Annotated in this window: 15 protein-coding genes; 7 read left to right on the top strand and 8 right to left on the bottom strand. The window is 72.0% G+C overall.

Translation table 11 applies throughout. The features are described from left to right. Positions 1-31: 31 nt before the first annotated feature. From O0S08_RS26980 to O0S08_RS26965, 4 genes are all read right to left on the bottom strand, one after another. The gene (locus O0S08_RS26980) at positions 32-1,783 is read right to left on the bottom strand and encodes a hypothetical protein (protein ID WP_269032163.1); all 1,752 of its coding nucleotides are present in this window, start codon (positions 1,781-1,783) and stop codon (positions 32-34) included. Further along, entirely contained in the window at positions 1,780-3,126 is a 1,347-nt protein-coding gene (locus O0S08_RS26975; RefSeq protein ID WP_269032162.1) for a hypothetical protein, read from the bottom strand. Before O0S08_RS26975 ends, O0S08_RS26980 begins: the two co-directional genes overlap by 4 nt. A gap of 52 nt (positions 3,127-3,178) precedes the next feature. Then, positions 3,179-4,525: a serine/threonine-protein kinase gene (locus tag O0S08_RS26970; protein ID WP_269032161.1), complete on the bottom strand. Its 1,347-nt coding sequence runs from the start codon at positions 4,523-4,525 to the stop codon at positions 3,179-3,181. A 359-nt stretch (positions 4,526-4,884) separates the two neighbouring features. Further along, positions 4,885-6,231: an FHA domain-containing protein gene (locus O0S08_RS26965; protein ID WP_269032160.1), complete on the bottom strand. Its 1,347-nt coding sequence runs from the start codon at positions 6,229-6,231 to the stop codon at positions 4,885-4,887. A 516-nt stretch (positions 6,232-6,747) separates the two neighbouring features. Between O0S08_RS26965 and O0S08_RS26960 the strand changes: the two genes are divergently transcribed. The 6 genes from O0S08_RS26960 to O0S08_RS26935 all read left to right on the top strand — a co-directional run bounded on the left by O0S08_RS26960 (position 6,748) and on the right by O0S08_RS26935 (position 14,797). Then, complete coding sequence (locus tag O0S08_RS26960) at positions 6,748-8,355, top strand: hypothetical protein (protein WP_269032159.1); 1,608 nt, start codon at positions 6,748-6,750, stop codon at positions 8,353-8,355. Continuing rightward, the gene (locus O0S08_RS26955) at positions 8,352-9,542 is read left to right on the top strand and encodes a hypothetical protein (protein WP_269032158.1); all 1,191 of its coding nucleotides are present in this window, start codon (positions 8,352-8,354) and stop codon (positions 9,540-9,542) included. The genes O0S08_RS26960 and O0S08_RS26955 overlap by 4 nt, the downstream gene beginning before the upstream one ends. Before the next feature lie 2 nt (positions 9,543-9,544). Beyond that, the gene (locus tag O0S08_RS26950; protein WP_269032157.1) at positions 9,545-10,732 is read left to right on the top strand and encodes an AAA family ATPase; all 1,188 of its coding nucleotides are present in this window, start codon (positions 9,545-9,547) and stop codon (positions 10,730-10,732) included. A 15-nt stretch (positions 10,733-10,747) separates the two neighbouring features. Continuing rightward, positions 10,748-12,349 (top strand): hypothetical protein, encoded by a 1,602-nt coding sequence (locus tag O0S08_RS26945; protein ID WP_269032156.1) that lies wholly within the window; start codon positions 10,748-10,750, stop codon positions 12,347-12,349. After that, positions 12,346-14,178: a HEAT repeat domain-containing protein gene (locus O0S08_RS26940; protein WP_269032155.1), complete on the top strand. Its 1,833-nt coding sequence runs from the start codon at positions 12,346-12,348 to the stop codon at positions 14,176-14,178. The genes O0S08_RS26945 and O0S08_RS26940 overlap by 4 nt, the downstream gene beginning before the upstream one ends. A 244-nt stretch (positions 14,179-14,422) precedes the next feature. Then, the gene (locus O0S08_RS26935; protein ID WP_269032154.1) at positions 14,423-14,797 is read left to right on the top strand and encodes a dihydroneopterin aldolase; all 375 of its coding nucleotides are present in this window, start codon (positions 14,423-14,425) and stop codon (positions 14,795-14,797) included. Between the two features lie 107 nt (positions 14,798-14,904). Here the strand turns inward: O0S08_RS26935 and O0S08_RS26930 are convergent, their stop codons facing one another. Then, the gene (locus O0S08_RS26930) at positions 14,905-15,594 is read right to left on the bottom strand and encodes a hypothetical protein (protein WP_269032153.1); all 690 of its coding nucleotides are present in this window, start codon (positions 15,592-15,594) and stop codon (positions 14,905-14,907) included. Between the two features lie 808 nt (positions 15,595-16,402). Here O0S08_RS26930 and O0S08_RS26925 point away from each other — a divergent pair. Continuing rightward, positions 16,403-16,999 carry a hypothetical protein gene (locus O0S08_RS26925; protein ID WP_269032152.1) on the top strand — a complete coding sequence of 199 codons (597 nt, stop codon included), beginning with the start codon at positions 16,403-16,405 and terminating at the stop codon, positions 16,997-16,999. Positions 17,000-17,042: 43 nt separating this feature from the next. On the opposite strand, the gene O0S08_RS26920 is transcribed toward O0S08_RS26925, so the two are convergent. The 3 genes from O0S08_RS26920 to O0S08_RS26910 form a co-directional block, all read right to left on the bottom strand. Continuing rightward, positions 17,043-17,900, bottom strand: a complete 858-nt coding sequence (locus O0S08_RS26920; protein WP_269032151.1) for a class I SAM-dependent methyltransferase — start codon at positions 17,898-17,900, stop codon at positions 17,043-17,045. Beyond that, the gene (locus O0S08_RS26915) at positions 17,897-20,014 is read right to left on the bottom strand and encodes a S9 family peptidase (protein ID WP_269032150.1); all 2,118 of its coding nucleotides are present in this window, start codon (positions 20,012-20,014) and stop codon (positions 17,897-17,899) included. Before O0S08_RS26915 ends, O0S08_RS26920 begins: the two co-directional genes overlap by 4 nt. Before the next feature lie 292 nt (positions 20,015-20,306). Continuing rightward, the gene (locus tag O0S08_RS26910; RefSeq protein ID WP_269032149.1) at positions 20,307-21,320 is read right to left on the bottom strand and encodes a hypothetical protein; all 1,014 of its coding nucleotides are present in this window, start codon (positions 21,318-21,320) and stop codon (positions 20,307-20,309) included. Positions 21,321-21,386 lie beyond the last annotated feature (66 nt).

Genomic DNA, 21,386 nt, shown 5'->3' with positions numbered 1-21,386 from the left:
GGGTTCCGCGGATGGTAATGGCGCATTTCCCTCACGACTCTGAGCCTGATTGCGATGGCTCGGAGACTTGCCATGTATCGATGTTGGAGATGTCCACGCCTTGTCCACGCAGGGCACGCTCCTTGGCGTCCGAGAGGGCATGGAGCCGCATGAGGGCAAGTTTGCGATTACCAGGTTCGCCAGCGAGAGAATCCAAGATGTCGATGAGCTCTCGATCGGCAGTTTGGCGCGTTCTTTCAGCAGTGCGCAGAGGTACGGGTAATCCAGCGCGAAGGGTGGACTCCAGAGAGCGTGCGAGGAATGCTGTGCAAATCTCGCGCGCTCCCAAATGCTCAGCAGCCAGAGCGAGCAGAAAAGTGAGAGAAGCTTCGGCGTCATGGATACCGAGCTTTGCCGCCAATTCCAGAGTCGAGAGGAGGTTTTTGCCCGCGCAGCGGTACTCGCCGAGCATCATCTGTGCCAAGCCCATACCCTGCATGCCCAAGAATACGAGCGGTGGCGCATCGTGTGCCAAGGCGAAGTCGCGTAGTTCGGAACTATGAGCGACAGCCCTCGTCCAATCGTCGCGGGCAAATGCGACTTGTTGACGCGTTACCAGTCCGTGCAGTCGAAACGGATTGCTAGGGGGCGTCTCGCGTAGAATCGCCGTGGCAGCCTCCTCAGCCTCATCCCACCGTTGCTGATGATATGCGAGGGCGGCGAGGAACGACCATGCATTTATGCGGACGCCGGGCGTATTAGCCTTGCTAATCATGTGCTCAGCGTGCGCCCGAATTTCCTTGGTCAAGTCGGGAGAGAGTTGATCGAGGAATTGTTCGAGATTCGATTCGACAGCCATCGCTGCCGCATCATCACCAGTATCGAGATAGAGGGCTCGGGCGGCGAGACGCGCCTCGAGTGACTCGGACTGACGGTTTGCGTTGGAGTACAGCTCCGCGAGCTTCTGATGAAGAAGCGCCTCGAAAGTTACGGCGCCCCGAGCGTGCGCGTCTGCGAGCTGTGCCCGCAAGTCGTCAATGCCCTCTGCCAGGCCTGGCGCTCGAAGCGTGCGCTCGAGACACCACTGGCGAAGCTCCAGCGCGGGCACGTCGACTTTGACGACTGCCCTGGCCGCCTCGAGCGTTCTAGAGGCTTCACTGCGCTGACCAGCGGCGAGTTGTGCCTCAGCCAGATCGAGACTGGCCTGGGCGATTGCTCGCACGTCTCCTCGCAGGCGCGAATGCTCGAGGCGGGAGGCTATAGTTTCGGCGCTCTCTCGCGTTGCCCCGCTCCAGAACAATCGCATGGGACCTCGCGGGACATCCGACAGTGCGCGCAGCGGGATCCGGTAGACGGTGGCCGCGATCGACCAAAAGTCGGTGGCGAGTTCGGCGGTAGTTCGCAGAAGGTGGACATCGCCGCACCAGAGCAGAGGGCACTGGAGGTTGCTGGCGATGCTGTCGCGCGAGAAGTTGAAGGCGGCGAGGCCGTCGCGGGCGGCAGCGCGGTCGAGGTGGCTCGGGGTGATGACGACGACGGCGCGGCGCTCGGAGGATGAATCGAAGGACAGCGTGCGGAGCCGGGTGCCGAGCTCGTCCCAGGGGTCGTGGCGCATGTCGATGACGCGCACTTCGACGCCCTGCCCGGCGAGCCAGTCGGCGAGCGCGCGCGCGAGGTCGGGGCTCGGGAGGACGACGGGCTGGAAGATGAAGCCGGGGACGAGGTCGAGCTGGCGCAGGAGCTCGCGGAAGTCCGACTCGTAGGGGTGGACCCACGGCGGCAGATCCGGCGCCAGCTCGGTCACGGGGCGGCGTCTCCGAATTGGTCCATCAGGGCTGGAGCTCCGCGGACCATGGGATGGAGGTCGAACCACTCGTCGCCGTTGCGGTAGGCGAGGATCAAATAACGGGCGAAGAGCTGGCCGAATTGTCGCAGGCGGTCGCGGTCGGCGGTCGGGACACGGTGGGTGTCAGCGATCTCTTTCAGCAGCGCCGCGTCGGTACGGAGGATGATGTCGTGATAGGTCTGGCGGACGTTCTTGATCGCCCGCTCGATCCGGGCCGGAGCGACCGGGAACTGCTCCTCGTTCTGCAGCAGGTTGCGGAGGATCCGCAGCACGTCGCGGGGATAGCCGCCGGTCGCGGTGAGGATCGGGCGCACGGCCGCGACTGGATCCTTGCCGAAGATCCGTTCGGGGTCTTCCAGGCGACAGGCGACGAGCTTGTACATCTTGTCGAGCCCGGCGGCGAAATCGTTGCCGTCGCGGTCGTGGATCTTGACCATCGGCAAGGTGAGGGGCTCGCGCGCGAACACCGAGCCGAGCTGAGCGGTGCGGAAGCGCAGCCAGACCGGGAAGGTGTAGATCACGTGACACGACGGGAGGCGCAAAAAGTCGCCGTACGCGACGAACAGCGCCTCGATCGAGTTCTCGATCGATTCGCGTTGCGACTCGTTCATCGCGTCGATCTTCTCGAGGCCGTCGGCGATGACGATGAAACGGTCGGCGCGGCTGCCGATGGCTTTTCGGATCCGCTTCAGCGAGCGCCCGATCTCCTCGTAGCACTCGCGCACGAAGTCCTGGAAGCGCTTGCGCAGCGCCTCCTCGATCTCGTCGTGGATCGTGCGGTTGTTGCGGAGCTCGAGCATGAGGTTGAGGCCGTAGAGCTCGAACTTGGGCTGCAGATGCGCGCTGGTCGGGAGGAAGCGGCGGATGCTGTCGAAGAACTGGCGCAGGTAGGTCTCACCGGGCGGCGTCGCGGTCTTCTCGAGCCTGTCGGCCTCACGGGCGACGCAGTAGGTGATGGCGCTGAGGACGTCGGTCACCGAGACCGGGAAGAAGCGGTGGATGTACTCCTCGCAGTTGATATAGAGGACGTACCCGCAGTCGGGCGGGGGGGCGTTGTTGATCTGGCCGGCGAGACGCAGGAGCTCGGAGGTCTTGCCCGTGCCGGGAAAGCCGGTGAAGAGCTGGCAGGTGGGCGATTCGGCGTCGAAGATCGTGCGCCGCAGCGAATCGATGCAGGCTTGCTCGCCGCGGACCGAGGGATCCTTGTCGAACGGCACGTAGAGCGGTGAACCCGCTTCCAGCGGCTTCTGCGGGTCGCACTGCGCGATCAGGCGCCGGATGATACTGCGGTCGACGGTCATGGGGCGCCTGGACGGTACGATGGAAAGCGGGTGGACGCCAATCGCGCCCCTATCAGCCGCGGGCGGCGGGGTCGGGGCCGAGCATGCGGACGAGGCGGTCGGTCCAGCCGCTCGGCAGGTCCTTCGGGACATGTTCCTCGGGGTCGAAGGCGGCGGCGCCGATCTGGTCGAACACGGCGGGGAGCGGCTGCGGGTGGAGGGCCAGCTCGAGCAGGACGACGCCGGCGCTGAACAGGTCGGAGGCCGGGGTGGCGCGGGCGGCCGGGCCGGGGCTGCGCAGCTCGGGGGCGAGGTAGCGCAGGGTGCCGGCGTGGCCGCTGCCGGAGCGCGTGTCGGCGAGGGCGAGGCCGAAGTCGGCGAGGGCCACCGCGGAGCCCTCGCGGGCCTCGCGGACGAGGATGTTGGCCGGCTTGATGTCGCGGTGGACGGCGCCGGCGGCGTGCACGGCCCGCAGGGCGCTGACGATCTGGACGCCGACCCGCGGCAGGTCGGCCGGGCCCAAGAGGCGCTTGCGCACGGCGACGCGCAGGTTGCCGCCGCGGCACAGGCTCAGGGCGACGAAGCGGTGCGCCGGCTGGACGTCGAGCAGGGCGATCACGTGCGGGCTGCGGACGCGGGCCAGGGTGCGCGCCTCGGCGAAGAAGCGGGCGCTGACGAGGCGGCCGTCGCTGCCCTCGGCGACCAGGCGCTTGATGGCGACGTCGCGGCCGACGCGGCGGTCGAAGGCCTGATAGACGACTGCGTGGCGGCCGCGGCCGAGCGGGCGGCCGAGCTCGTAGCGGTCGACGCCGAGGCCGGCGACCAACTCGGTGGCGTCGAGTCCCTCGAGCAGGGCGAGGCCGCGGCTGGCGTGGGCGCCCCCGCGGCCGAGGCGGCGCTGGGCGGTGCTCCAGCCGCGGAGGGCGCGGGCGTGGTCGATGTCGACGGCGAGCAGGGCCTCGAAGTGACGCAGGGCGCCGAGCGGGTCGCCGCGGTCGAGCAGGGTGTCGCCGAGCAGGAGGTTGGCGGCGGCGTACGGGCCGGTCGGCTGCCAGCGGGTGTCCTCGACCTCGGGCAAGGCGAGTGCCGCCCGCGCGAGCTCGACGCCGAGGTCGGGGGCGAGGGCGTCGCACAGCTCGCGCGCGAGCACGAGGACGAGGTCCGGCCGCGGCCGCAGGCGCAGGTGCGCGGCGACGCTGACGAGCGCGCCGCGGACGTAGCCGGCGTGGCTGAGGTCGCGGATCAGGCGATCGAGCTCGGCGACCGGTGCGCCCTCGACCAGCCGGCGGGCGAGCGCGGCGATCCCCGGCAGCTCCCGCGGCAGCTCGGCGCCCTCCGACAGCCGCGCGAGCACGGCCCGCAGCTGGTGGTCGAGGGCTGGATCGGCGCGGATGTCGCCGCGGAGGGGCTCGATCGGCATGACGGGCGAGTCTCGAGGGGAAGGGTCGGGCAGAGGACGGCGAGCCGGCGGGTGGTCGAGAGGGCAGGTGATCGAGAGGGTCGTCGGGCAGAAGACGGCGCCGGAGTGGTCGAAAGGACAGGGGGGGCAGAGGACGGCGCGCCAGGGTGGTCGAGAGGACAGGCGGGACGGAGGACGGCGAACCGGGGGCTGGTCGAGAGAGGAGGTGATCGAGAGGTCGTCGGGCAGAGGACGGCGCGCCGGGGTGGTCGAAAGGACAGGTCGGGAGCGGGATCGGCTGGTCGAAGGGGCAGGGCCGAAGGGGCAGGGCCGAAGAGGCAGGTGCGTTGGGACAGGGCCGATCGGGCAGGTGCGAAGGGTCAGTTCATCGAGATCTCGAGCGTCAGGCGGCCGTCGGGCAGGTCGAGGTGGAGGCGGTCGCCGTGGAGGAGCTCGATGCTGGCGCCGGGGCCGAGCGGCTCCTGGCCGAGCTGGGCGCGCACGCCGGCGGCGATCCGCACGGCGATGAAGGGCGGGCGCAGCTCGAGGACGGCGGGGATCGGGCGGTCGGGCGCGAGCCACAGCGGGCCGCCGCCGGGGAGGTAGAGGGTCCACGGCGCGGCGGGGGGGCCCTGGCCGAGCGGGCGCAGGAGGGCGCCGAGCTCGCCGCGCTCGCGCGGGAGCGGATGGACCTCGAGGCGGGCGGCGGACAGGCCGAGGGCGAGCTCGCCGGGACCCTCGAGGGCGAGGGGCTCGCCGGGCGCGAGGGCTTCGCCGCGCCAGAAGGTGCCGGCGCGCGAGCCGAGATCGACGAGGGCGACGGCCAGCTCGACCTCGTCGGTGCCGGCGCCGCCGAGCGCGGCGGCGATGGCCTCGAGCCGCAGGACGGCGTGCTCGCGCGAGAGGCTGGCGCCGCCGAGGCTGAGCTCGACGTCCGGTGAGCGACCGAGGCGCAGGTCGGCGCGCAGGACCACGCGCGTGACCTGACCTGTCCCCCAGCGCAGGTCGACCCGCTGGCCGCGCGGGAGGGCGACGCCGAGGTCGGCCTGCACGCGGGCGAGGGCGGCCCGCAGCAGCGGGGCGCCGCTGTGCGCGAGCGGGCCGCGGGTGGTCCGCGCGTCCTGCAAGTGCTCCTGCAGCAGGCCGTGGGCGAAGAACCGCCGACCCTCGCGCAGGGCGGCGTCGATCTCGTCGCTGGCCCGCTGCAGGACGGTCTCGGCGTGCTCGATGCGATCGATGAGGCCGAGGACGTACTCGAGCTGGGTGACGGCGCCGGCCCGCTCGTAGGCGACCGCGGCGCGCCGCAGCATGTGGAGGCGCTCGTAGATCTCGCCGGCGATGGCGCCCTGATCGGCCTCCTCGAGCGCGCGGGCGGCCTCCATGAGGATCGCCCGCCGCGGGGCGCCGTCTTCCATGAATTCGGCGTGGCGCAGGAGGGTCTCGGCGAGCGCCTGGTGGAGGCTGCGGCCCTCCTCGGTGGCGCCGGAGTGACGCGCGGCGCCCTCGCGCAGGAGGGCGATCCGCTGGGCCGTTCCGCACAGGGTGTGGGCGTACTCGAGGCGCAGCGCGGCGGCCCGGGCGTGGTCGCCGGTGTGCTCGAGAGCCCGGGCGCGAGCGAGGCCGTCGCCGGGGCCCGGACGGGCCGGAGTGTCGAGCGCGGCTGCCGGCGGCCGCAAGGCAGGCGGTGGCGGCGGCGGCGGCGGACGCGGCTTGCTCGGGCGGGACAAGCAGCGCCCATGCTAACACGCCGCGGGACCGAGACGCCGCGGGACGGCCGCTGCGGGGCCGAGGCACGGGATGGCGAGCTTCGGCCGCACGGGCGATCGGCGCGCCCTTTCGCCGGCAGGGAGTCGGACGCTCGGCGAGGCGATGAGGCGACGAGGACCGCGCGGATGGGGCGCCCGAGGCGGACACGCCGGGCGCTCGGCGTGTCGAGGAGGACGGGGCGGGGCGTCCAGCTGCGAGGAAACCACGCCAGGACGTGGCGATCGCGTCGCGGGTGTTGCGGGCCGCGTGGGCAGCGGGCGCTCGGCGAGGACCCAGGGCGATCCGTCGCCATCGGCCGCGAGACCTCGAGGTCGTGGGTTGCGCCTGGCGGCGGTGCGATGGGCGCGGCCCGGCGATCGCGGTGGTCGCGGTGGTCGTCGCGCGGGCGGGGAGCGCGATCCCGCCGCGTGCGCGGGCTGGCGGCCGAAACGACGCCGTAGATGGTCCGCAGTGGAGCGGCTACACTCCCGGTCCCGATGCCCGCCCTGCTCGAGCCGATCGCCGCCGGACAGACGCGCTTTCATCTCCAGGGTCTGGCGCCGGACGCTCGCGGGGTGGCGTGCGGGCGCGAGACGCTGGTGACCTTCCCCTCGCTCGACCGCCTGGTGGCGTTCCTCGGCGCGTACAGCGAGGAGTGCAGCCTCGACGAGCTGATCCCGACGATGACGATCGAGCGGGCCCGCCGCGAGGGCGGCGGCCATGCGCTGCTGATGCGCTGCGCCGGCGCCGACAGCTACGCGCTCGACCGCCTGGGCCGGCTTTCGATGGCGGTCCACGGCCAGCTGTTCACCGGCAGCGGCACCGTGTTCGTCCGCTACCGCGACCGGATGGCCCCGTTCGGCTACGACCTCGCCGGCGGGACGGCCACGGCGGCCAGCCCCGAAGAGGTCCTGGTGGTCGACCACGACATCGCCGCGCGCTACCGCGCCCTCGATCGGCTCGACCCGGTCGAGCTGATCCAGCGGCTGTCGCTGCGCCAGATCCCGCTGCCGCTCGCGGGCATCGCCACCGACCCGCAGCTGTGCGGGTTGCACGAGATCGCCCTGGTCCTGGTGGCACCTGGCCTTTCGGACAGGATCCTGAGTTACTTGTGGGGCAACCAGGTGCCGCTCGCGGGCGTCCGCGTGGCCCTGGCCGGCGAGCGGCGGGCCAGCCTGCTGCTGCGGCTGCGCCAGCCGAGCGGGCAGGTGCTCGACGTGCTGCACGGGATCCCGGGGGTCGAGCTGCTCGCGCCGGTGTCGCAGCGGGCGGCGGTCGAGATCGGGTACCGCCACCCGATCCACCTGGCGTCGGCGTCGTCGTGCCTGCCGGGCGACGAGATGTACCTGTTCCGCGGGCGCGTCGGCCGGGTCGAGCGGCTCGACGGAGCGCCGCAGTTCATCGACGGGGCCCACCTCGTGCGCAGCGACGTGGCCGCGCGCGCCCACGACCCGGGCGACGCCCGCGGCACCGCGGTGCAGGCGCTGAAGGTCGAGCTGCGGCTGCGACCGACGGCGTCGATCCGCGAGCCCCGCGGGGCGCTGATCCGGTGGGAGCAGGCGGGCCTGCTGCGGCGATTGATTTATCTGATCCCGCCGATGGCGCTGGCGGCGGCGCGGCTGGCGGTGCTGCCGCAGGGGATGCTGGTGCTGACCGGGTCGTCGCTCGGCGGCGCGGCCGGGCTGGCAGCCGGGGTCGGCGCGGCGGCGATCATCCCGCTGGGGATGCGCATCGTCGAGGTCGCGCCCGGGGTGCTGGTGCCCGACGGGTTCGAGCTGTGGCCGCACGTGCGGCCGCAGCTGGTGCGCGAGCTGCTCGGGCTCGAGGCGGCCGACCACGCCCTGTTCCTCGGGACAGATCAGAGCCCGCTGCGCCTGCGGCCCGACCACCTGGCGCCGCTCGACGCGGCGATGATGAGCCGGCTCGAGCTGGCGGTGATCGAGGCGAGCCCGTCGGACTCGCCGCCGTCGGGGCCGGCGACGCTGCTCAACGAGCGGCTCGGTCGCTTCGCGCTGTGGGGCTTCGGCGAGGCGGGGCGCGCGGGTCGGCCGGCCGTCGAGGAGGCGAGCGGGACGCCGGAGCTGCCGCCGGGGCGAGAGTCGTGACCCGGGACCTCGGCGAGTTCTGCGCGCGCTTCGTGGCGCCCCTGCTCGGCGGCGGGACGGTGCACGTGACCGCACCGGTGCGTCCGGCCGACTTCCGGGCGATGTCCGGAGAGCTGGCGACGCTGCGCACCAGCGAGGTGGCGGCGCTCCGCCTGCAGCGCGCGCAGCAGCTGGTGGCCGAGCCCGACCTGCACGACCCGGGCGCCGAGGAGCTGGCGCTGTGGGTCGCGCTCTACAACCTGCTCGTGCTCGACCACCCCGACCGCGGCCGCGTGTGGGCCCGCCAGGCGACCTGGCGCCGGGTCGAGTCGGCGGCCCGCTACTGGCTGCTGTTCAGCCGGCCCGAGGGCTTCTCGGCGGCGCTGGCCAACCACGCGGCCGTGGGGGCGTTCTTGGAGCTGTCGCGCCGCGATCAGATCCTGAGCGGGGCGGAGGGCGAGCTGCGCTTCGTCGGCCAGGAGATCCCGCGCCGGCGCCTGCGCTGGACGGTGCCGGGCGCGCTGTCGGTCCGCGAGGAGACCCTCAACTGGTGGTCGGCCGCGCATGTGGCCGAGGTCTCGGCGCTGCAACAAGATGTCCTTTGGGCCAGCCCGGTGACCTGCCTCCTGCGCCCGCTGTCGGCCCCGCCGGGCTACAGCCCGCTCGAAGGCGCGGGCTTCCTGCGCCACCGCGCGTTCGCCCGCGCGGTCTGCCACGCGTGGGCGTCGTCGCGGCACTGGATCGAGATCGGCGGCACGGTCCTCGGCTCGCTGCTGTTCTCGCTGACGGGCCGCCCGCTGTCGGGTCCGACCCCGACCGCCGCGGGCGCGCAGACCGCCGGCGCGCGGCCGATGCTGGCCCTGCCGGCCCCCGTCGACAGCGCCGGACCCGAGGACGTCGCGGCCCTGGTCGGGGCCCTCATCCACGTCCACTTCCTCCGCGTGCTCGAGCTCGGCGCCCGGCTCGGCGTCGCGCCCACCAGCCGCGACCGGCCGGTGCAGATGTTCCTGGCGCTGCCGCTGCTGCTGCCCGCGCTGGGGGAGGTGCTGGGCTCGCCGATCGGCGGGCCCGCCAGCCTCGGCTTCGACGCGCAAGTGGAGCGGCGCTGGATCGAGTATATCGATCACCTCGGCGAGCTCATCCCGCGCTCGGTCGTCGAAAATCTCCTGGCGACGCTCGTCCCGCGCGTCGTAAAAGCCGAAACATAACCATGAGCACCACCCCGGCCACCTTCTCGATCAGCGACCTCGCCCGCCGCCTGCAGGACGGGGCGCGCCAGCTCGAGCAGCAGTTCCTCGGCAAGGAGGAGATCATCCGTCTCCTCTTCATCTCGGCCCTGGCCGGCGAACACATGGTGATGGTGGGGCCGCCGGGCACCGCCAAGAGCGCGATCGTCCGCGCGTTCGCGCAGGTGATCGACGCCCGGTTCTTCGACTACCTGCTGACCCGCTTCACCGAGCCCAACGAGATCTTCGGCCCGGTCGACATCCAGGCGTTCCGCCAGGGCTCGTACCGCCGGCGCATCGAGAAGATGCTGCCCGAGGCCGAGGTCGTGTTCCTCGACGAGATCTTCAAGGCCAACAGCGCCATCTTGAACAGCCTGCTCACGCTGGTCAACGCGCGCCGCTTCACCCACGGCACCAACACCGTGCGGGTGCCGCTCATCAGCCTCTTCGCCGCGAGCAACGAGGTGCCGACCGACGAGGCGCTGTCGGCCATCTTCGACCGCTTCCTCCTGCGCGTCCGCTGCGACTACCTCGACAGCTATCACTTCCGCGGCCTGCTGCAGAAGGGCATCCAGCTCGAGGTGCAGCAGATGGCCGACGTGCAGGTCGGGCGCAAGGTGGCGACCGCGGCCGAGCTGCTGACGGTCCAGCGCGACTTCGGCTCGCACGTGAAGATGAGCGAGGAGTTCCTCACCACCTTCAAGGGCATGGTGTTCCAGATCCGCTCGGAGGGCATCGGCCTGTCCGACCGCCGCGTGGTCAAGCTGCTCAAGCTGTTCGCCAGCTCGGCCCTGTTCGACGGCCGCGACCACGTGACCGACGCCGACCTGTTCATCCTCCGCCACGTGTGGAACACGCCGGAGCAGGAGGAGATTCTGCAAGAGATCGTCGGCCCGGTGCTCGACCGCTGGTACGAGTCGCACCCCGACCACGGCCGGATCGGCGCCACGCCCACCAGCCTGCAGGACCTGCTCGAGGAGCTGCGGGTGATCCGCGAGACCTTGACCGGCAGCCAGGTCCTCTCGGACATGCAGCTGTTCAGCCAGCTGCGCAACCTCGGCGACATCAAGGCGGCGCTCCTCCGCATGCAGGACAGCCCGACGGCCCAGCGCATGGTCGGCGAGGTCGACAAGCTGCTCGAGACGATGTTCGCCTCGAGCCGCTTCGCGTAAGAGGTGCCCGCCTCCATGGCCGACGTCCGCAAGCCCCCGGTCCCGCCGCGCGCCGCTCCGCCTCAGGCCCCGGCCCCGCGGACCGCACGGCCCGCCGCCGGCGCGCCGGCCCAGGCGCCGCGCGTGACGCCCAACGTGGCCGAGCTCGAGCGCCAGGTCGGCAGCCTGGCGCTGTCGCAGATCGACGGCGCCGGCGCGCTGGCGATGATGCGCGCGCTGGTGTGGCAGGGGATCCTCGCGCGCCTCGGCGTGGCCGCGCCGCTGGTGGTGCTGCACGACCTCGGCTGCTTGATCACCGGCCTCGGCGGCCCGGGCCCGGTGGTCAAGGGCATCGCCGAGTCGGAGCTGTGCGAGGCGTGGCGCGGCCTGCTGGTCGAGCTCAGCGAGAGCGACCTGGTGCGCGCGCAGGCCGGCTGGAAGCACCGCGACCAGATGATCGGCGTGGTCCTGGCGCGGGTGTTCGCGCCGGTGGTCCCGCAGCTGCCCGACGACGTGCGGGTGCTGCGGCCGATCGAGCTGCCGGTCGACGCGATCCACTACGCGCGCGTCGAGCCGAGCTCGGCCTACACCCGCTACGACCAGCGGCAGACGATCGCGTGGCTGCAGACGCTGACGACGCACCGGCTCTTGCCGCTGCTCGCGGTCGAGCAGATCGACGTCGACGCGCTGCGCCTGTTCGGCCTGTTCCGCGGCGGGCCCGGCGAGGCGGCCGCGGGCGTCGACCTGGCCGACCTCTACAACGTGATGGTCAGCCCGGCGCTGGCCGACGTGATCGACTTCTCGATGGAGCTCCTGCCGTCGATCCTCGAGGTCAAGCGCGAGGCCGGCCAGCAGGTGTTCTCGATCGACGGCTACGCGTCCATCGAGCGCTTCGGCGGCGTCGACGACCTCGAGCTGTCGCAGCTGGCCTACGACGAGGACATCTTCGAGCAGAAGTTCATCGACGACGAGCTGTTCTACTTCACCCACGAGAAGCAGGTGGAGAACGAGCACCGCACCCACTACGTGCTGGTCGACGGCTCGGCGTCGATGCGCGGGGTGCGGGAGGTGTTCGCCCGCGGCCTGGCGCTGGCGCTGTGCAAGCGGCTGGCGCTGCTCGGCGAGCACGTGATCCTGCGCTTCTTCGACAGCCGCCTGTACGAGGGCGTCAAGGTCGGCGCCCAGGGCCACGCCGAGGTGCCCTACGTGCTGCAGTTCCGCGCCGAGCACGGCCGCAACTACGCCCGCGTGATCCGCCAGATCAACGCCGAGCTGTCGGCCCCGCGCCGCTCGGGCGGCGGCGGCGGCAAGGTGCTGGTCTACCTGCTGACCCACGGCGAGTGCCAGCTGCCGCCCGACGACGTCGCCGCCCTGGCCGCGCGCGCGCCGATCTACGGCGTGTTCATCCTGCCCAGCTCGGGCGTGCTCGACCTCGGCTACCTCGACCTGTTCTACCGCGTGCACGTGATCGACGACCAGGCGATAAGCCACGGCCGCCGGGCCCAGCGGGCCCGCCAGATCATCAGCGACGTCGAAGCCGGCCAGCGCCAGGCCCAGCCGATCAAGCGCAAGACGGGTGGCGTGAAGACCATGTCCGTCGGGACAGGGTTGAAGGGACAGGCGCGGAGGCGGCGGTGATCGACACCAACGTGCTGTGGATCCGCGCCGAGGGGGCGCTGCGGGCCGGCCGCCACGCCGACGCCCAGATCTACCTGCGCCAGCTGGTCCAGGTGGTCGACCGCATCGACTTCGAGTACGAGGAGTGGCTGCGCGCCTATGTCGACTCGCTGCGCGCGACCGGCAACTGGGGCGAGGGCATGGCCTGCCTGTCGTACCTCGGCGCGCGCGAGATGCCGGGGCCCGACATCATGCGGCTGTACGCGCAGCGGGCCCAGGCCGGCGACGCCGACGCGGTCCGCACCGTGCGCCTGTACGCGATCTATCTGTCGCGCGCCGGCCAGCACCGCGCGGCGGCCTCGTGGTTCGAGCTCGGCGGGATGCCGGTGCACCGCGCGATCGCCCTCGAGCGCGCCGGCGACGACGCGGCGGCCTCGCAGCTGTGGGCCCGCATGCTCGCCGGCGACGCGCTGGTCGACCGCGACTACGAGCGCGCGCTGATGAAGATCAACTACGCGCTGTGCCTGCGCCGCCTCGGCCACGAGCGCGCCCGCCAGGCCATCGCCGACGCGACCACCAGCGTCGAGGAGGTCGCCGACGCGTTCGAGAGCGAGGGCCTGCGCGAGCGCGCGTTCGACTGCTACCAGCTGATCGCGCGCCTCGGCTCGGAGACGCGGGCGTTCGAGAACGTCGCCGAGGGCTACCTCAACAGCGTCCGGATCCTCCGCGACGACGGGCTCAAGCTCGACGCGCTGCGCCTGTACGAGACGTTCATCGCCATGGCCCGCGAGGCCGGCGAGTTCCACGCGGTGGCGTCGATCCTGCGCGAGGCCGCCGACTACTGCACCCGCTCGGGCCTGCCCTACGCCGACGACCTGCGCTGGCGCAGCGCCGAGGCGTGGATCAAGGCGGCGACCGAGGCGCTGGCGGCCGGCCACCCGCCGCAGATCATCGAGAACGCCTGCCTCGCCGCCGCCGAGGCGTTCGCGTCGGTGCGGGCGTTCCGCCAGGTCGCCGAGGCCTACCGCAAGATCACCACGCTCGACCTGCCGGCCAAGAACCGCGAGCGCGCGCTGCGGCTGATCCGTCGCCTCGGCGACCAGCCCCAGGACGCGCCGCGGCCGATGCCCGTGCCCGAGTTCCTGCGCCAGCTGCCCGACTACGAGGAGGTCTGGTACGTCGACCTGGCCGAGTGGGAGCTCGGCGGCGATCCGGCGCTGGTCGCCGCGGGCGTGATGGCCGACCGCCGCTTCCCCGACTACGTGCGCCGCCACGCGCTGCTGCTGGTGCTCGAGCTCGAGCGCCGCGGTCAGTCGGTGCCGCCGCTCGAGATCGTCAAGAGCCTGGCGGTCGTCCGCGCCTACCCGGTGATCGCCGGCCTCGAGGCGATGTACCGCCACGGCGACGCGTCGCTGCGCGAGTCGGTGGCCGCGGCCATGGGCGCCCTCCGCTTCAAGCGCAGCTTCGGCCTGGTGTCACAGGCGCTGCGTGACCCGAGCGCGCCGGTCCGCAAGGCCGCGGCGGCCTCGGTCGAGCGGCTGGTGTTCCCGCACGCGTTCGAGCCGCTGCGCCGGATCTTCGAGGCCCGCGACCTGCCCGACCCCGAGGCCGCCCGCAAGGCGGCGCTGACCGCCATCGGCAAGATAGGCAGCGTCGAGGCGCTCGACTTCCTGTGCGACCGCCTCCGCGAGGGCGAGCAGCCGTTCGTCAAGGTCGCCAGCACCGCCATCAGCGAGCTGCCCAACTCGGAGCTGCTGCCGTACCTGCGCCGCCAGATCGAGTTCGTGCCGGCCGAGCACCGGGCTGTCCTCGAGGACACCGCCCAGCGGCTCGAGCACCGATTGCGCTGAGCCTGTCCTTCAGGGCAGGTGGTCGGAGGCCCGCGGGGGCGGCTGCGAACGAGGAGGCTGTCCTCGAGGACAGAGGGCGCGGCCGGGGGCGGACCTCTGTCCGCGAGGCGGCGCCGACCCCTCACTCCGATGCGGAGGGGCGCGGGCCGGCCGGCGGTCGACGTTCGCGCGGCGACCTGGCGCCTCCGCAGCTCGCCCGGCCGACGCGTGGTAGCTTCGCCGCGGGCGGCGGCCCGGGCGCAGCATGCAGGACACTGTCTACTGTCACGGGCTCCAGTTGACCGTCGGCGTCGGCTTCCACGCGGCGGAGCTGGACATCCACCAGACCGTGGTCGTCGACCTGGCGATCGCGTGCGACTTCACCCGCGGCCCGGCGCGCGACGAGTTCACCGGCCTGGTCGACTACTTCGTGGTCGTGCAGCAGCTCGAGCGCCACGTGCAGGGCCGCCGCTACGCGCTCATCGAGGCGCTCGCGGTCGACCTCGCGCGCCAGGTGGTGCGCCTGTACCCGCGCGTGCAGGTGCGCGTGAAGGTGACCAAGCGCCCGCCGGGGATGCCGCAGGTCGCGGCGGTGGCGGTCGAGTGCGTGCGCTCGGCGGAGGACTTCGCCGGCGAGTGAGGCAGGGGCGCGTCGGCTCGGGCATGCTCGATGCGCCATGTTCTATAGGATATGTCGCATCGAGCATGTGGATAGGGATAGGTCCCGAGATCTTATTCAAGAGAACTTCAGACGTTGAAGCACTCCTCGCTCCCCTCGGTGCACTCCAGGAGCGTCGACTCGTCGTAGAGCCAGGCGCACTCGAAGCGCTCGCCCGGATCGGCCATGGCCAGGCAGTCGACGAAGTAGCCCGGCGGCTTCAGGCGCACGTGCTCCGTGGGCGCGAACACGTTGCAGGCGCCCGAGGAGTAGAAGTATTCGGAGAGGGCGGCGCCGTCGCCCAGGCTGATGACTGTCCGACGATAGAGCGTCGGAATACCGTAGCTGTGGTCCTCGAACTCGACGCGTCCGGGGATCCGCTCGCGCAGGACCGTGAGGGCGCACTCGAGAGCGGCCTCGTCCTCGATCCAGGTCTCGGGGCCGCACTCCTCGCGGCGATAGCGGACGGGCGGGCACTGCTCCGGCACGTCTTGCAAGGTCTCGGCGAGGACGCACGGTTCGCCGTCGAGGCCGGTGTCGGCCGCCGTCGTGAGCGGGGTTGGATCGCCGCCGCCGGTGGTGCTGGGGGGGCCGCCGCAGCCGTCGACCGTGGTCGACGTGGGTGGCGTCTCGCTGTCGTCGGTCTCGCTGCCGCTGTCCGCAGCGGTGGCGGTGCTGCTGGTGCCGGCGTCGCCGTCGGTCGGCGTCGCAGCCGACTCGGAACCGCAGGCGGCGAGGGCGAACAAGAACCCGCACAGGCACGCGCGCGATCCAATCATGCGAGGATGGTGCTCCTGCAGGGGACCCGATTCAAGCCGTCCCGAGGCGGGCGCCGCGTGAGGTCGTGTCCATCGCATTCGCCCGGATCTCGCAATCGTGCGTCGCGGCGACTGCGGGCCTGTCCGCAGGGACGGACCGCAGCGCCGGGCCTGGTCTGGCGCTGCGGTTCGCGCTTCGAGCCGCGATCTTGCCCGGCCCGACTGAATCCTGACAGGCGAGTCGACCGACGCGCGATCGGCGAGGACGGCGGACTCGCGAATGATGCGATGCGCTTGCCGCATGCGGCGGAGCGATTCGAGCGGCGACGAGGCCGCACCGCGTGAGGTCCTCGCGTGGCACCCGGAGCTGGCGATTGGCGGCTGGGCGTCGCCTGGGGAGCGCCCGTGGCGTCGCGCCCGTGCCGGCGCTTTTGACTGCCTCGGCGGGATCCTGACAGCACCGGCGAAGCTCGCGGCGGCCGCACCGGGCTCGTAGCGAGTGGGACGAGCTCCCACGCTGTGCACGGCGCTCCGCGCCCCTGGAGCCGCGATGCGCCCCCCGAGGCAGAGAGGCGCGCCGGTGCGCGCGGCGTGGGGACGTTGTGGCCAGCGGGCGGGCGGCGGCGGCGAGTGCATGCATTGAGGAAGAATGTGGGCAGCGTCGGTGGCCGCGATCACGGCGCGGCGCCGCTCGCCGCCCCGGCCGAATTTTCCCGAAATGACGCGCCGATGGCTGTTGGACGGGTCCTGCCGGACGAACGTCGTTCGAGTCACATCAATGGATTTTGAGGTGCCGGTCGTCCGACCGTCGCCATGCTTCGAACCGATCATGCGTCCCAACGTCGTTCTGTACCTCGCCGTGGCGCTCACGGCGTCCTGCGGTGAAAAGGTGAAGCAAGGAGCGGCCGGCACCGACGCCGGCCCCGGGCCGATGGTGCCGGTCATGGACACGACCGGCACGACCACCGATACGACCACGACCACCGACGGCCCGCCGTCGGTGACCAGCCCGGCGCCGACGACGTCGACGACCACCAGCGGCGAAGCGAGTACGACCGCGCCGGAGACGACGAGCGGCACGACCACCACCGGCGCCCCGCCCGCGGAGACCGAGGGGCAGGCGTGCCAGTTCAAGGACGATTGCCCGGCCACGGTCCAGTTCTGCGTGTTCGGCGAGTGCCACGACGGCAGCGAGGGCGACCCGTGCGAGTTCCACGGCGAGTGCAGTCCCGCCGCGCAGCGCTGCATCATGATGGTCTGCTACGACGGCAGCGAGGGCGACCCCTGCAACACGGACACGGACTGCGCCGAGGGCTCCAAGCACTGCGTGTACGGCAAGTGCTACGACGGCAGCCAGTTCGACCCGTGCGAGTTCGCCAAGGACTGCATGGACCTGTCGGACTGCGAGAACAACCAGTGCGTCTGAGATAATGATTGGACATGTCCGTGAGGACATGTCTCATCATTCCTCAGGCCCGGGCAGTGACGATCCAGGCGGCGCCGCGGACGATCACGCCGTCGGGCCCGGCGCGCCCGGCGAAGGCGGCGCGCACCGCCGCGAGGCCGCGCGCGCGCACGTCGTCGGGCTGGCCGGCGAGCAGGCGCGAGACGGGGCCGATGTCGGCGGCCTGCGCGAGGGCGTCGTCGAGCGCGGCCTCGGGCGTGTCGCCGCGGCCGAACCGGAGCGGGGCGTCGAACGGGGTGATGGCGACGTCGCGGAAGCCGGCGCCGTCGAGGATCGACTGCACCCGCTCGCGCGCGGCGAACGAGAACGGGCCGGGAGCGGCGGGATCGGGGGGCGGCGGCGCCGGCACGAGGTCTCGCAGCGCCCGCTGCGGCAAGACGACCCATTCGTTCTCGACCGCGGCGCGCCAGCAGACGAACGCGAGCCGCCCGCCGGGGCGCGCGGCGGCCCGCACGTGGACGAACGCGGCGACGGGGTCGGCGAAGAACATCACGCCGAAGCGCGAGACGAGCAGGTCGTAGCCGCCGGGGCCGAGGTCGTCGGCGCCGGCGTCGGCGCAGCGGAACGTGACGTCGAGGCCGGCGGCGGCGGCACGCTCGCGCGCGCGCTCGAGCAAGGGCGTGGACACGTCGACGCCGACGACCGCGCCGCCCGGCTGGACCGCGCGGGCGAGGGCCAGCGAGGTGGCCCCGGCGCCGCAGCCGACGTCGAGCACGCGCTCGCCGGGGCGCGCGCCCGCGGCTCCCAGCACGGCCTCGCCGTAGGCGGCGAGCATGTCGTCGAGCCGCTCCTGGTGGACGCGCCAGCTCTCGCCGACGCGGCCGTTCCAGTCCTCGATCATCAGGGTGTTGTCGGCGGTCACTCGGTCATCCCGTCGAGCAAGAACTTCTTCATGAACAGGATGGTGGCGTACATCTGGTAGTCCTGGTTGCGCTTCTTGGAGAAGCCGTGGCCCTCGTCCTTGCCCTCGAGGTACCACACCGGCGTGCCGCGCTCCTTGAGGTTGGCGACGATCTGGTGCGCCTCGCTGGCGGGCACGCGCGGGTCGTTCTTGCCCTGGACGACGAACAGCGGCTTCTTGATCTCGGCGGCGCGGGTGAGCGGCGAGATCTCGAGCAGCTTCTTGCGGATCTCGGGGTCGCGCTCGTCGCCGTACTCGGCGCGGCGGAGGTCGCGGCGGTAGGCCTCGGTGTTCTCGAGGAAGGTGACGAAGTTGCTGATGCCGACGATGTCGACGGCGCAGCGGATCCGGTCGGCGAAGTGGACCGAGGCGGCGAGGGTCATGTAGCCGCCGTACGAGCCGCCCATGATCATGACGCGCTCGGCGTCGAGCTCGGGCCGGCTGGCGATCCAGTCGAGCGCGGCGCCGAGGTCCTTGACGGAGTCCTCGCGCTGGACGCCGTTGTCGAGGCGCACGTAGGTCTTGCCGTAGCCGGTGGAGCCGCGCACGTTGGGGTAGAGGACCGCGACGCCGAGCTCGTTGAGGTAGTAGTTGTTGCGGTAGATGAAGCCGGTCTGCGACTGGCCCTCGGGCCCGCCGTGGACGATGACGATGACGGGGCGCTTGCCGGTGAAGCGGGCCGGCGGGCGGTAGTAGAACCCGGGGATCTCGCGCTCGTCGAAGCTCTTCCACTGGACGAGCTCGGGCTCGCTGAAGGTCGCGGGGTTGAGGGTGCCGACCTCGCTCTCGGTCCAGCGCTCGATCGCGCCGGACTGGACGTCGAGCACGTAGGTGTCGGCGGGCGAGCGCGCCGACGACAGGGTGAAGGCCAGCAGCTTGCCGTCGGGGTGGAAGTGGAGGCCGCCGATCGTGCCGGCCGGCAAGCGGGTCTTGATCGGTCGCTCGCGCCCGCTCGGCAGGTCGTGCAGCCGCAGCCGGTCGACGCCGCCCTCGTTGACGACGGAGGCCAGGCGCTTGCGATCGTGGCTGACTGCGAAGTCGCTGACGTCCCAGTCCACCGCCGGCCCGAGCGGGCTGGTCTGCTTGCTGGCGAGGTCGAGGGTGACGAGCTGACGGAACTCGCCGGCGCCGTCGGTGGTGGTGATGACGCCCTTGCCGTCGGCCGTGAAGGACGCGCCGGACCAGGCGACGGGGGTATCACCTGTCTTTTCGGTCAGCTTGGTGCGATCGCCGGTGACCAGGTCGAACAGCCACAGGTAGCTCTCGTTGACCGAGACGTACTGCTGCGCGAGGATCTGGTTGCCGTCGGCCGAGAAGTCCTCGGGCGCCCAGCCGCCGCCGTCGACCTCGGCGATCAGCTTGTCGGTGCCCGGGTCGCGCGGGTCGACGACGTAGAAGTCGGTGTCCTTCTTGTTACGCCGGGTCGAGGTGTAGGCGAACTTGTCGCCGGCGCGCGTCCACGGGCCGAGGCTGTTCTTCGAGGCGCCGTCGGTGAGCAGGGTGAGCTTGCCGTCGGCGCGATCGAAGCGCCAGTTCTGCGCGAACTCGTTGCCGCCGATGTCCTTCGAGAGGACGAGGAAGCCGCCGTCGCCGACCGGCGGATAGACGGCGCCGCCGACGCGATCGCTGAAGAAGGTCAGCTGCCGCCGATCGCCGCCCGCCATCTTGACCTCGTGCACCTGGTCGGTGTCGGCGAAGCGCGTGCGGATCAACAGCGAATGATCGCGCGGGTGCCACTGGAGCGCGACGGCCGAGCGTGTCTCCGAGTAGGTGCCGACGCCGTCGGCGATCTCCCGCGGGATCGGCGGGATGTTCTCGGCCGTCAAGCTGTCGGGCATCGTGACGATGCTGTCCGACGCAGGACCGCCCGGGACGGTGCCGGAGGGCGGGGCGTCAGCCCTGGTGGCGGGCGCGGTGACATCGGCAGCCTTGGCGTCGGCGACCGCAGCGTCGGCCTTGCCCGACTCGGCGCGCTTGGCCTGGATCGTGGCGACCTTGGGCGCGTCCTTCGACGGCGGGGCGTCGCAAGCTGCAGCAGCGAGGAGGAGGAGGCAGACGCGGTGCGAGGTCGGCATGCGGGCGCGACTATAACCCGCCGCCGCTCGCCCGCGCGCCGCCCGGCAGCGGATGGCGCAAGCTGCTGCGAGGCGGGGTTCTGGGCGAGAATTCGCGGGCTGCAGGGGGCGGGGCGGACGCTCCGCCCCGACGCGAGGGCCCGGGGGCCCGTGCGGCGAGGGGCACGGCCAGAGGCAGGACGGCGGCGGCGGTCGAGACATTCGCCTGTCCTTGGGGACATGCGGCCGGACCCCGGGAAGATTGAGGAGATGTCCCCGGGGACATGTGCGAGCCGTGGCGCGGCCGCCTGGCTCAGGGGGCGATGAGCTCCCAGCCGGCGATGTCGGCGTGCGAGCGGACGGGGTAGCCGGCGGTGTTGGCACGATCGAGGCGCTTGCGGTCGACGTCGACGACCACGACCAGGTACAGGCCCTCGCAGTCCCAATCCTCCTGGGGATCGAGGAACTCCGGGCGGCATGGATCGCCGACGACGGCGACGCAGCGGCCCGCGTCGGGCAGGCTGCACGGGACCTCGTGCAGCGAGATGTCGCGCGCCTGGCCGACGGCGGCGGTGACGTACTCGACGATCGAGCCGCGCAGCGCGATACGGGCAGCGCGCTCCTCGATCTCGTCGTACAGCCCCAGGGTGGTGATGGTGCTGACGGCCGGCCCCAGGAGCGACTCGGCGGAGATGCCGGCGACGGCGGCCGCGAGCGCCTCGTCCGCGGGACGCGGAGGCGCGGGCACTTGCGGCGGGGCCGGTTCTCCGAGCTGCGCCCATTCGGCCGGCCCGGCCGCGGTACGTTCGCCGCTCAGGGCAAACACCTCGTTACACAGCGCCGGAGCGTTCCACTGCGCGCCGCCGCCCTCCAGCTTGTGCTCGAACACCCTGAATTTGAGCTCGGTATGAGTGGCCCAGTCGGCGCGCCCGAGCGTCGAGTGCAGCCGCACTTCACAGCCGACGTAGGGCCCGGCGAGCAGCGAGACGTGCATGCTCCGCATGCGCCCGCCGATCTTGCCCGGCTCGCCGACGGGCTCACCGACGGCGGCGAGCACGGTGCGGTCGCCCTTGCGGACGAAGCCGATGGCGATGTCGAAGGTCTCCGGCGGCACGGGGGCGCAGAAGGGTCGCTGCGGGTGGAGCTTGACCCGCCAGGTGCCGGAGGGGTCGCAGGCGCCCGTCGGCCACGGGGCGATCAGTCCGGCCGGCGTGGCTTCGTGGGCGGGCGACGCTTCGCCGGTGGTCGCGCTCGCCTCGAGCTCGGGTCCCGAGGCGGTCCCGGGAGGCGCGACGGGAGGTTCGGAGGTCGACGAGGGATCGGGCACCCCCGGTTCGACCGGCGGAGGCGGGAGCGCGGCGGACGAAGGCGCAGCAGGGGGTGCGGATGCAGG

This window comes from Nannocystis punicea, from assembly GCF_026965555.1.
Taxonomy (GTDB): domain Bacteria; phylum Myxococcota_A; class Polyangia; order Nannocystales; family Nannocystaceae; genus Nannocystis; species Nannocystis punicea.
This window is presented reverse-complemented; position numbering and strand designations above follow the sequence as displayed.

Coding starts and splice junctions, on each gene's coding strand:
- O0S08_RS26915 (WP_269032150.1), bottom strand. CDS start 20,014: ATGCCGACCTCGCACCGCGTCTGCCTCCTCCTCCTCGCTGCTGCAGCT.
- O0S08_RS26935 (WP_269032154.1), top strand. CDS start 14,423: ATGCAGGACACTGTCTACTGTCACGGGCTCCAGTTGACCGTCGGCGTC.
- O0S08_RS26960 (WP_269032159.1), top strand. CDS start 6,748: ATGCCCGCCCTGCTCGAGCCGATCGCCGCCGGACAGACGCGCTTTCAT.
- O0S08_RS26975 (WP_269032162.1), bottom strand. CDS start 3,126: ATGACCGTCGACCGCAGTATCATCCGGCGCCTGATCGCGCAGTGCGAC.
- O0S08_RS26925 (WP_269032152.1), top strand. CDS start 16,403: ATGCGTCCCAACGTCGTTCTGTACCTCGCCGTGGCGCTCACGGCGTCC.
- O0S08_RS26930 (WP_269032153.1), bottom strand. CDS start 15,594: ATGATTGGATCGCGCGCGTGCCTGTGCGGGTTCTTGTTCGCCCTCGCC.
- O0S08_RS26945 (WP_269032156.1), top strand. CDS start 10,748: ATGGCCGACGTCCGCAAGCCCCCGGTCCCGCCGCGCGCCGCTCCGCCT.
- O0S08_RS26950 (WP_269032157.1), top strand. CDS start 9,545: ATGAGCACCACCCCGGCCACCTTCTCGATCAGCGACCTCGCCCGCCGC.
- O0S08_RS26970 (WP_269032161.1), bottom strand. CDS start 4,525: ATGCCGATCGAGCCCCTCCGCGGCGACATCCGCGCCGATCCAGCCCTC.